The sequence below is a fragment of the Pseudomonas sp. P5_B2 genome, assembly GCF_056400445.1.
Window position 1 is genome coordinate 1 of sequence record NZ_JBFULH010000003.1, and the last position, 11,660, is coordinate 11,660.

The following is an 11,660-nucleotide window of genomic DNA, read 5'->3' on the forward strand; positions in this document are numbered from 1 at the left end:
GCCTTATGACGCCCCGAACTGGCTACCCAGTGATCGTCCGGTCAAGCTCGGCGAGCTGCTTCCAGCCAAACAATTCAACGTGTCGGGTTACAATCCGGGCGACATCACCGTGCCGCTGAACTTCCCGCCAGACCTGTTTACCTGGCGCGATGAAGGGGCACTACTGAATCTGAAATACCGCTACACGCCGCAAGAGAAGTCGAGTAACTCCTCCTTTATCGTCAGCTTCAACGATGGCCTGATTCAGTCGCAGAACCTGCTGCCCCAGGACAAACTCGACAGCAGTGTATTAAAAGCCCTGAGGGTTAACGACGACAGCCTGAACCGCGAAACCAGCGTGCACCTGCCGCTGAACTCGGTGGCCCTGCAATCGCGTCTGCAACTGCGCTTCATGTTCGACTACATCAAGCAGGGCGAATGTGGCGACATCATCATCGACAACATGCGCGGCAGTGTTGATCCGGAATCTACCCTCGACCTGACCGGTTACGACCACTTCATGGCCATGCCCAACCTCGGCGTGTTCAAGGACGCGGGCTTCCCGTTCACTCGTCTGGCAGACCTGTCGCAAACCGCTGTGGTGCTTCCCGACAACGCCGGTGCTGCCGAGCTAGATGCATACTTGACCGTGCTCGGCCGCTTCGGTCAGTCCACCGGTTACCCGGCCACTGGCGTCCTGGTGACGCAAGCGGCGCAAGTCCAGGCGGCGGCGGATAAAGACTTGGTGGTGTTTGCTTCCGGCAACAACCAGCCATTGCTGACTCAGTGGGCCGATCACCTGCCCGCTGCTGATATCGGCGATCAACAGAGCTTTCACTTGTCCGACCTGCCGATTCGCGTCCGTGACTGGATCAGCCCCGACCCGGAAGCCAATCAGCGTAAGGCACGTCTGGCCATGGCCTTCTCCGGTGGTGCACGCAGTACCTACCTGACCGGTTTCGAATCGCCGCTCAAGAGCGGTCGTAGTGTGGTGGTGATCGCCAGCAGTCATCCTCACGGCCTGGCTGAAGCGACCGACGCCTTGATCGGTGGCGAGGATTACACCCAGTCGATCCAGGGAAGTCTGGTAGTGGTGCGCGGTAAAACCATCGAACCGCTGGTGGCAGACGAGCAGTACTACGTCGGCGAACTCGGACCGATCAAGCACTTGGAGTGGATGATGTCCCGCCATGTCGGGTTGACGTTGCTGCTTACCGGTCTCGGTGTCTTGCTGCTCAGTTGTGTGGCCTATCTGGCGCTGCGATCCCGTGCGGCAAAGCGTCTTCAGGGATGAGCGGGATTGTGCAGCCCATGACGTCATTCATTGCCGCGCAAATGCGGGTGCGGGGCACACGACTGGCTGGCTTGCTGGCACTGCTTCTGACCGGACTGTTGCCGGTCTCGGCTCGCGCCGAGAATAGCTGTCTTCAGCCGTCATGGCCGCTGTGGCAAACCTTCGCCGAACACTTCGTACAGCCCGATGGTCGGGTGCTGGACGCCAGCACGCCTCAGCGTCATAGCTCTTCGGAAGGCCAGTCGTATGCGATGTTCTTCGCATTGGTGGCCAACGACCGTGCGGCGTTTGACAAACTGTGGCGCTGGAGTCAGGACAACCTTGCCCAAGGCAATATCGAGACGAACCTGCCGGGTTGGTTTTGGGGTCTCGACGAGCAAGGAAACTGGCGCTTGCTGGACAGCAACTCGGCGTCCGATGCCGACCTGTGGTTTGCTTATGCACTGCTTGAAGCCGGACGCTTGTGGCACCGGGATGATTATTCCCTGGCTGCCCAGCGAATCCTGCACAACGTCGCGACCCAGGAGGTCGCTGACTTGCCAGGGCTGGGCAAAATGCTAATGCCCGGAAAGTACGGCTTCATCAAGCCAGACCTGAACGCCCCCGATCACTGGCAACTTAACCCCAGCTACATGCCGATTCCTATCCTGCGTCGCTTTGCTGATGTTGATCGCAAGGGGCCATGGGCAGAAATTGCCAACAACACAGTGACCCTGGTTAAAGCGGCCAGCAACAACGGTTTCATCGCCGACTGGGTAAGCTACCGCGGCACTGGGGCAAAAAGCGGCGAATTTATCGTCGACCCGGTGAAAGGTGAATTGGGCAGTTATGATGCGATCCGCGCGTATATGTGGGCTGGCTTGATGCCCGCCCGCGACAGTCTGCGTCAGCCGTTGCTCGACAGTCTTGGCGGCATGCTGCAAGCCACCGCTGCCGATGGCGTACCACCGGAGAAGGTGCAGGTGCAGAGCGGTCAGCGCAACGGCGTCGGGCCATTCGGTTTTTCTGCTGCACTGCTGCCCTACTTCAAAGCCCTGAGCAATGCGCCGCTGCAACAGCAGCAGGCACTGCGAGTGCAACAACTCATGGCGCAAAGCCTGATGCCTGAGGCGGTCAAGGCCGCACAGCCACCCTATTACTTTTTTGTACTTAGCCTGTTTTCGCTGGGCTATATGGACAATCGCTACCTCTTCCTCGATCAAGGGAAGTTGCAACCGATCTGGGAGAAAAAATGTCAGCGCGCCGTCACGCCGTAGCCTTCGGGATACTCGCAGCCCTGATTCAAAACAGCAGCCATGCCGAGCTCAATGACGCAGGCAAGGCGTTGCTGCAACAGGGGCAATTCTGGCAGGCACAAGACAACCCGGCCCGGGCCACCGAAGTCTGGAAAAAACTGTTGTTGATCGATCCGCAGCAGGCCGACGCGCTCTATGGGTTGGGTATGCTCGAACTCAAAGCGAAGCGTACCGCCGGTGCCAATCGTTTTCTGGACCAACTAAAGCAAGCGCATCCGGGGGAGCCGTTGACCTTGCAGCTCGAGCAAGCCATTGCTTTGCAAGCCGGTAATAACGTCGATCAACTGGAGCAGGCGCGGTTGCTCGCTACGGCAGGTGATCTGGACAACGCAGTGCCGAACTATCGGCAGATCTTCGCCGGCAAACCACCGCAAGGTGAGCTGGGCCTGGAGTTCTACAACTACCTGGGTTACACGTCCGGCGGCTGGAGTGAAGCGCGTCAAGGACTGGAACGCTTGCTGCAGCAGACTCCTGACAACGCCAAAATCAAACTGGCGCTGGCCAAACTGCTGATCCGCAACGAAACCACCCGCGTTGAAGGTCTGCGCCGGCTCGGACAATTGTCGACCCTGCCGGAGCTGGGGGGCGAGGCCACCGAAAGTTGGCGTGAGGGGCTGAGCTGGCTCGGCTCGCCACGGCCGGCGGAAATTCCATTGTTCGAAGCCTACCTCAAGGCTAATCCGGACGACGAAGAAATCCGCACGCAGATGAACAGTCGTGGCGCCGCCGCTGTGGCGGCTCAGCAAAGTCCATACTTGGTGCGCGGTTTCAAGGCCTTGCAGGACAATCAACTGGCCGTCGCGGAACAGGCTTTTCTCGCCCGCCTCAAAGAACAACCTCAGGACTCCGACGCCTTGGGTGGTCTCGGCGTCGTGCGTCAGCGTCAGGGGCGTTTCAGCGATGCCAATGAATTGCTCACCCGTGCCGTTGGCCGTGGTGGCAATCCACGCTGGCAAGCTGCACTACAGAGCAACCGCTATTGGGACCTGCTCGGTCAAGCCGACAGGGCCAAGGCCAATCATGATCTGCAAAAGGCGCGAAGTCTGTTGCAGCAGGCGATCGCCAGCAAGCCCCGGCAGGTCGAGGGTTATGTTGCGCTTGGTGACGTTCAGGCCGAACAGAATCAGCTGGACAATGCAGCAGCGAGTTATCGCCAGGCTCTGACCTTGGACAATGAAAATTCCGGGGCACTGCTTGGGTTGATCACGGTGTTGGCGCAAAACGGCCAGGCCAGCCAGGCTTCGAAGATGATTGAAGGCTTGGACCCGGCCCAACTGCAGCGTCTCGGCGATTTGCGTCCGATGCGTGCGGCGGTGGCTGTTGGGCAGGCAAAGAATGCGCAACTCAGTGGCGACCTGAAGGGTGCTATTGCGGCCCAGCTAGAAGCAGTACGCAACGATCCGCAAAATGTCTGGACCCGCTACGATCTGGCGCGTTACTACATGCAGGCCAAGAACCCGGACAAGGCGCGTCAGACCATGGCCGAACTGGTCAAGGCCGATCCGCAGCGCATTGACGCCCTGTACGCCAGTGCCCTGTTGTCGAGCCAGTTGGGTGAATGGGCGGCAGCGCAAAACACCCTCGAGCGTATCCCGGTGAGCCAGCGCAGCACGGCGATGCAGCAACTGGCCGGCGAGGTACAAGTGCAATCGTTGGCAAGCCAAGCCACCCTTCTGGCCAGGCAAGGTGATCGCGCCAAGGCCACGACCTTGTTGCGCCGCGCCGAACTGGCGGCCAATGGCAAGCCTGAGTCTCTGGGATTGCTGGCTTCGGCGTATGTCGACGCCGGTGATACCGAGCATGCGCTGTCAATGTTGCGCAACGCGATCGCGCAAAGCAGCAGCCCGTCGCCGGCTTTGCGCCTGGCCTATGCTGGTGTCTTGCTCAAGACTGGCGACGATGTGCAAGTCAATCAGCTGCTCCATGAGTTGCAGAAGCAGCCGTTGTCGCCCGCCGATCAACGCAGCTACGACGAAGTGTTGTATCTGTACACCGTGCGTCAGGCCGATTTGCTGCGGGAGAAAGGTGATCTCGTCGCCGCCTACGACACCCTGGCGCCGGCCATGGTCCAGCGTCCGAATGACCCGTTGGCAGTCGGCGCCCTCGCGCGTATGTACCTGGCCAACAACAATGCCAAAAAAGCCATCGAGCTGTATCAGCCGCTGCTCGACAAGGCGCCCGATAATCCGCAATTGCAGATCGGCATGGCTGAGGCCTTGAGCAAGTCCGGCGATTATCGCGCCGCCGAAAAGGCTACCGACAAGGCTGTTGAGTTGGCGCCAAACGATGCACAAATTCTTGCCAGTGCCGCCAACATTTACCGTGCCCAGGGCAAGAACGCCAAAGCCGCCGAGTTGTATGCTCGCGCCCTGGCCTTACAGGCTCCGGCCAAGGAAGACGCTAACCCGTTTGCCGGAACGGTTGCCGCCAACCCCTTTGTGGGCAAGAGCGGTCAGCGCAGTCAGTCGCGCTTGTCCGAAGCCAGCCTGTCGCAGATTCCAGAGCCGGCCCAAGTGCAAGCGGCAGCGGCAACCGAGAACGCCGAACCGGTGTCGCGTTTGGTCGCCGCCAACACGCTGACGACGAGCACTGGTGCTTATGCCGCGAAATCGCCCGGTGGCAGTTTCGAGGACAACCGTCAATTGGCCCCGGCCAAGCCTGTCGATCCGCAGGCTGAGGCACGTCAATCGATGCAAAGCGCCCTCGATCAAATCGATCAGGAGCGTAGCCCGCGAATCACCCAAGGCGTGACTTTCCGTAGCAACGACAGCGAGTCAGGTCTGAGCAAGATCACGGATGTCGAAACGCCGCTGGAAATCAGCCTGCCGATGGGCGATGACCGGATTGCCCTGCGAGTGACGCCGGTGTCGCTGAATGCCGGCGGATTGAGTGATTCGGCCCACTCACTCTTTGGCGGCTTCAACGATGCTCAGGTTGCCGAACTTCAAGGGTTGCTCTCCACCAACCCGAGTGCCAGTCAACTGGACGCCTTCACGGCTGGCATCGACGGCTCGGTCGGGCGGCAGAAGGACAGCGGTGTCGGTCTGGCGGTGGCGTATGAGAGCCTGTCCCTGGGCCTCAAGACAGACCTGGGCACCAGCCCGATGGGCTTTCTCTACAGCACGGCCGTCGGCGGCATCAGCCTTGATCGCTCGTTCAGCGAGGGCAGTGATTTCCGCTACGGTCTGAGCCTGTCTCGTCGTTCGGTGACCGACAGCCTGACATCCTTCGCCGGTGCCCGTGATGCTCGTAGTGGCCTTGAGTGGGGAGGGGTCACTGCCAATGGCGGTCGCTTGCAACTGAGCTATGACAATGGTGAATACGGTGCCTATGGTTACGGCGCTGCGCACAAGTTGGTGGGACACAACGTAGATTCGAACAGCCGTATCGAGGCCGGCACCGGGGTGTATTGGTACTTGCTCAATGATGACAGCCGTCAGCTGACCTTGGGCCTTAACCTTACCGGCATCAGCTACGACGAAAACCAGAACAACTTCACCTATGGCAACGGCGGCTATTTCAGCCCRCAGAATTTCTTCTCCGTTGGTGTGCCTGTCGGTTGGTCGCAGCGTACTGATCGTCTGAGTTACTCGATCAAAGGCGCAGTGGGCCTTCAGCACATTGAGCAGGACTCGGCGCCGTATTTCCCGAATGATCGTGACATGCAGGCGGCGCTTGAGCAGACCTCGCAGATCTATGCCGCTGCCGGTACAAACGTACCGACCCGGTATTCGTCGGATAACTCAACAGGTATCGGCTACAACCTCAATGCGGCCGCTGAATACCGGTTTGGCGACAACGTTTTTCTGGGTGGCAGTCTGGGCCTGGATAACGCTCAGGATTACAAGCAATGGACCGGTGGGTTGTACCTGCGATACATGCTTGAAGATTTCACCGGCCGCATGGCGATGCCGGTCAGTCCTTACCGTTCCCCTTATTCGAATTAAGTAGCAGGAGTTTTTACCGTGGCAGCATCGATTCTGGCGGGCATGACGATTTTGATGATTGGCGACAGCCACCTGGCGACGCCTGATTACCTGATTTCCAGCTTGCATGACAGCTTGGTCGCACAGGGCGCGAAAGTGCACACCTTGGGGATTTGTGGCGCAAACGCCGGCGACTGGCTCAAAGCTACGCCGGGTACCTGCGGCGGTGCCGAGCGCCGTGACAGCGAAAAAACCGTGGTGCTGGGTGGCAAAGCTGCGACCTTGCCGATCAGCGAATTGCTGGCGACCGACAAGCCTGACCTGGTACTGATCGTCATGGGCGACACCATGGCCAGCTATACCAAGCCAGCGTTCCCGAAAGCCTGGTTGTGGCAACAGACCACCGCGTTGACCAAGGAAATTTCCGCCAATGGCACCCGTTGTGTGTGGGTCGGTCCGAACTGGGGCACTGAAGGCGGCAAATACGGCAAGACCTTTGCCCGTGTAGAAATGACGTCAAAATTCCTCGCCACCAACGTCGCTCCGTGCAATTACATCGACTCCTTGCAGTTTTCCAAGCCGGGCCAGTGGGCCACGGTCGACGGCCAGCATTTGACCGCGCCGGGTTATAAGGCCTGGAGCCAGGACATCAGCAAAGCTCTGCTGGAAGCACCTGTCGTCAAGGACGCCAAAAAATGATCAAGCGTTTCGCGGCCTGCATGGCCGTCCCTGCATTATCAATCAGTGCCCTGGCCAGCGCGGAAGTCGCCCTTTACCCCACCGGCCCCAGCGAAGATGCGGCGTTCATCCGTTTCGTCAACGCCAGCAACACTGCGCTGGACGTGATCGCCCAGGCCGGCCAGTTGCCGATGCGCCTGGAAGCGGCGCAACCGGTGTCGCTGTTTTTTCCGGTGCAATCAAGCAGCCCGGTCAAGGGTACCTTGGTCAGCGGTGCGCAAAAACTGGCTATGGACCTGAAAATCGAACCCGGCGAATTCGCCACCGTGGTTGCACTGCCAGACAGCACCGGCATCAAGCAAGTCGTCGTGCGAGAGCAACCGGATGACTTCAACGGCCTGAAAGCCTCGCTGGCATTCTTCAACGTTGATGCAACGTGTACCGACGCGAGCCTGCGTCCCGCCGGGCGCAACGCTGACCTGTTCAAGGCCGTGCCGGTTGACAGCTTGCAGCGTCGCTCGATCAACCCGGTGAGCCTGTCGGTGCAACTGGTGTGCGCGAATGTCAATGTCGGTGAACCGCTGAACCTTGGTGACCTGAAAGCGGGCGAGCGTTACAGCGTTCTGTTGGTGCCTTCGGCCACCGGGCCGCGCCTTCTGAACGCCACGGACACTCTGTCTCACTGATCGGATTCTGCTGCCGCCATGGTTTTCGCCTCACTCGAGTTCCTGACGTTGTTCCTGCCTGCGTTTCTGCTGGTGTATGCCCTGGGTAAACCGGCCTGGCGCAACGTCATCCTGCTGATCGGCAGCTGGCTGTTCTATGGCTGGCTGAGCCCATTGTTCCTGACGTTGCACGTGGTATTGACCATCGTTGCCTGGGTCGGTGGCCTGCTGGTGGATCGTGCCCGCGAAGGTTCGAAAGGGCGGGTGAGGTTGTTGATCACGCTGATCGTGTTCAACACGGCGGTGCTGTGCTGGTACAAGTACGCCAACATCCTGGCCGGGACCTGGAGTGATCTGATCACTTACTACGGCGCGATTCCACTGGAGTGGCAGCGGGTGGCGCTGCCGGCGGGCCTGTCGTTCATCGTGTTGCAGGCGATTTCCTACCTCGTGGACGTGCACCGGCATACGGTGCCGGTGGAACGCAGTTTCATTAATTATGCGACGTACATTTCGATGTTCGGCCACTCGATTGCCGGTCCGATCATTCGCTATGACTGGGTGCGTCGTGAACTGACACAGCGCTATTTCTACTGGCAAAATTTTTCCATGGGCGCGCGCCGCTTCATGATCGGCATGTGCATGAAAGTGCTGGTGGCGGACACCCTGTCGCCGCTGGTGGACGTGGCTTTCCATCTGGACAACCCGTCCTTCGTCGACGCTTGGATCGGTTGCCTGGCTTACTCGCTGCAACTGTTTTTCGACTTCGCCGGCTACAGCGCCATGGCCATCGGCCTGGGCCTGATGCTCGGCTTTCACTTTCCGGAAAACTTCAACCGACCGTACCTGTCCAGCAGCATCCAGGACTTCTGGCGGCGTTGGCATATGTCGCTGTCGAGCTGGTTGCGTGACTACCTGTACATCGCCCTCGGTGGCAATCGCAACGGTGCCTGGAAGACCTATCGCAACCTGTTCCTGACCATGGCCATCGCCGGCCTGTGGCATGGTGGCGACAGCTGGAACTATTTATTGTGGGGCTCGGCACATGGTATCGCCTTGTGCGTCGACCGACTGTGGTCGCGTTCCAGCCTGCCAAGCCTTCCGCCACTGTTGTCGCACGTCCTGACGCTGCTGTTTGTATTCCTCGCCTGGACGCTATTCCGCGCCCCGGACTTCCATGCGGCGCTGACCATGTACGCCGGTCAGTTCGGCTTGCAGGGCTTTGCCCTGGGTGATGCGCTGGCGGTGACCCTGCGCCCGGTGCACGGGTTGGCGGCTTTACTCGGCGTCGCGTGCATCGTCGCGCCGCTGCTGCACAACCGTTTTGAGCAACGGTTTGGTGGCCATGCATTGTATGTACCGATTGCGGCCTTGTGGCCGGTGGCGGGTTTTCTGCTTTCGTTCGCATTGATCGCGAGTCGTGAAGCGGTGCCTTTCCTGTACTTCCAGTTCTGATGGCCGCGCCCATGTCCTCTTCCTCTCACGTACCAGCTCCACCGAGTGAATTCAATGCCCGCATCAGCAAGGTCGCGGGTGTAGTGTTTGTCACGTTCCTGGCGGTCGGCTTTGCGTCTTGTGCGTGGCTGTTGCTCAGCGGCAAGGTTGAGATGCTGCCACCCAAGCTGACCGTTGACGACGTGCTCCACGGTGAAGTGACCCACAAGATTGCCAAGCAAATGTCCAAGGGTGCAGTGCCCGAACAAGCGGCGAATCTGGAGCGTGGCGCAAGCTGGCTGGCGCTGCGCGACACCGGTCCGCTGGTGCGCTCCGGCTGTCCGGGTTGGCTGTTCTTGACCGACGAGATGCGCATCAACCGTCACGCCAGGACCAACGCCGAAACCAAGGCGGGCGTGGTGCGCGACGTCCAGCAATACCTGGCCAAACGCGGCATCACATTGCTAGTGGCGGTGGTGCCGGACAAGAGCCGCATCGCCAGTGCGCAATTGTGTGCTCTGCGTCGTCCGGCTCAATTGCAGGATCGTGTGGTGGCTTGGATCGACAGCTTGAACAAGGCCGGTGTGGCAGCGATTGATCTGACGCCCCCCCTACAACCTTTGGGCGCCGAAGCGTACCTGCGCACCGATACTCACTGGAGCGAAACTGGCTCTGCGGCCGCCGCCAAAGCAGTGGCCAAACACGTGCAGACCTTGGGCATCAGCGCCACGCCGCGCAAGGATTTCGCTGTGAAGGTACAAGCCCCGGCTCGCCGCCCTGGCGACCTGGTGCGTCTGGCCGGTATCGAATGGCTGCCGGTAGCCTTGCAACCGACGCCGGAAACCGTGGCGGCCACCCAGATTAGCGAAAAGGCTGCCGAGGCACAAAGCAGCGGCGATAACCTCGATGACCTGTTCGGTGACGATAACCTGCCGAACGTAGCATTGATCGGGACTTCGTTCTCGCGCAATTCCAACTTCGCCGGTTTCCTGCAACAGGCGATGGGCGCTCCGATCGGCAACTTCGCCAAGGATGGCGGCGAGTTCTCTGGCGGTGCCAATGGCTATTTCAATAACCCGGCGTTCAAGCAGACGCCGCCGAAGCTGATTATCTGGGAAATCCCAGAGCGGGACTTGCAGACGCCTTACAGCGAAGTGATTGACTGGGCCAGGTAAAGGGCGGGATTTTGTGAGGCTGATGGCCCCTTCGCTGGCTTGTCCTCGAAGACCAGTTTGGTCGCGACCTGGCTGCGACAGCGTAAACCTGCAACGCGAAATTCAACTGGCAGGCGTGCGCGTCTTCATAACACCCTCGTCGACCGGGCTCTGTTGGAGCGCGAAAGGCCGGATAAGGTGATCGTCGCCACTGGCGCCGAACCGTATTGGCCGGCGTTCGAGCGCGGCGGTGATCTGCAGGTGGTCGATGCCTGGCAAGTGCTGCGCGAAGAGGTGCAAATCGGTCGTTCGGGTGGTGGTCGACTGGCGCTGTGACCGGATCGCCCCAGGTATCGCCGAACGTCTGGTCCGTGCCGGGCATCAGTTGCAACTGGCGGTGAACGGCACCCATTGCGGGGAAAACCTGCCGCTGTATGTGCGCGATCAACTGGCCGGCAACAGCAGCAAGATGCAGCCTGCCACCGGTGCGCCCACACAAGACAGCGACACGCCCTCGGCGGAAGCGCATTTTTTCTTGGCACACGGATTCGTGGCCTGCGTAAACGTCGGGGCATGACCCTGGCCGAATTGGCGAAAATGAGTGAGTTGACGGCGGGGTACATCAGCCAACTTGAACGCAACCTCGCCTCCCCTTCCATCCCGGCCCTCTTAAACATCGCCCGGAGCTTGTGCGTGACCATTCAATGGTTCTCTGCCAGCGAAACGCAAACTGCACCGGTATGGGAATCCGGGGATGTGGAGGCCGTGGTGATTTGGGTGGTTACGCCGCCTATGTTTTGAGGGGCTGACATTGGCTGCCAAATGTCAGCTCACAGACTTTTATGTTGAGCTGAATCGTCAGCAGACAGGATGAGCGGCGGCGTTGCCAGCTCTGGTTCGGTATCAACCGTCGCTTGAGGTTGGGGTTTGGCAGTGACAAAAGGGGCTAATAATCGCCGCACACCTCTTTCAATGAATGAGAGTAGCCCGAAGGTGATGAAGCCAAAGAACAGCCCGGCAACCAGAATACTCAACGGATGTATTCGCGCTGCGTCAGTGCTGTCCATCATGTAGAAGAAAGCCTGTACACCAGCGGCCACACAGGCCGCTACGGCTGCTATCAGCTTCACAGACAACCAAATCCGTTGCCATTTGTTCATGCACCCTCCGTCATCCGGTCATTCGCTGTGTATTGCATGATAGCTAATGACGTCGAGATGCCTTGTTTCCTCTGA

8 protein-coding genes and 2 pseudogenes are annotated in these 11,660 nt (G+C 59.6%); 9 read left to right on the forward strand and 1 reads right to left on the reverse strand.

The genetic code is table 11. The features are described from left to right. The 9 genes and pseudogenes from AC1DRJ_RS00785 to AC1DRJ_RS00825 form a co-directional block, all read left to right on the forward strand. The coding region (locus AC1DRJ_RS00785; RefSeq protein ID WP_477800364.1) for a cellulose biosynthesis cyclic di-GMP-binding regulatory protein BcsB at positions 1-1,273 on the forward strand (1,273 nt) is incomplete at its 5' end. Between the two features lie 17 nt (positions 1,274-1,290). Next, positions 1,291-2,529, forward strand: a complete 1,239-nt coding sequence (gene bcsZ, locus AC1DRJ_RS00790; RefSeq protein WP_477800365.1) for a cellulose synthase complex periplasmic endoglucanase BcsZ — start codon at positions 1,291-1,293, stop codon at positions 2,527-2,529. Then, complete coding sequence (locus tag AC1DRJ_RS00795; RefSeq protein ID WP_477800366.1) at positions 2,505-6,515, forward strand: cellulose biosynthesis protein BcsC; 4,011 nt, start codon at positions 2,505-2,507, stop codon at positions 6,513-6,515. Before bcsZ ends, AC1DRJ_RS00795 begins: the two co-directional genes overlap by 25 nt. 54 nt (positions 6,516-6,569) lie before the next feature. Further along, entirely contained in the window at positions 6,570-7,193 is a 624-nt protein-coding gene (locus AC1DRJ_RS00800) for an SGNH/GDSL hydrolase family protein (protein WP_477800410.1), read from the forward strand. After that, positions 7,190-7,858, forward strand: a complete 669-nt coding sequence (locus tag AC1DRJ_RS00805) for an alginate O-acetyltransferase AlgF (RefSeq protein ID WP_477800367.1) — start codon at positions 7,190-7,192, stop codon at positions 7,856-7,858. The genes AC1DRJ_RS00800 and AC1DRJ_RS00805 overlap by 4 nt, the downstream gene beginning before the upstream one ends. An 18-nt stretch (positions 7,859-7,876) precedes the next feature. After that, complete coding sequence (locus tag AC1DRJ_RS00810; RefSeq protein WP_477800368.1) at positions 7,877-9,292, forward strand: MBOAT family O-acyltransferase; 1,416 nt, start codon at positions 7,877-7,879, stop codon at positions 9,290-9,292. Positions 9,293-9,303: 11 nt separating this feature from the next. Beyond that, the gene (locus AC1DRJ_RS00815) at positions 9,304-10,446 is read left to right on the forward strand and encodes an alginate O-acetyltransferase AlgX-related protein (protein ID WP_477800369.1); all 1,143 of its coding nucleotides are present in this window, start codon (positions 9,304-9,306) and stop codon (positions 10,444-10,446) included. A gap of 76 nt (positions 10,447-10,522) precedes the next feature. Continuing rightward, a pseudogene (locus AC1DRJ_RS00820) lies at positions 10,523-10,897 on the forward strand (oxidoreductase); the annotation flags it as partial. Continuing rightward, positions 10,895-11,163 (forward strand): annotated as a pseudogene (locus tag AC1DRJ_RS00825) (helix-turn-helix domain-containing protein); the annotation flags it as partial. The pseudogenes AC1DRJ_RS00820 and AC1DRJ_RS00825, both read left to right, overlap by 3 nt. Positions 11,164-11,255: 92 nt before the next feature. Here AC1DRJ_RS00825 and AC1DRJ_RS00830 read toward each other — a convergent pair. Beyond that, a complete protein-coding gene (locus AC1DRJ_RS00830) occupies positions 11,256-11,585 on the reverse strand; it encodes a hypothetical protein (RefSeq protein WP_477800370.1) in 330 nt (109 codons plus the stop codon). Positions 11,586-11,660 lie beyond the last annotated feature (75 nt).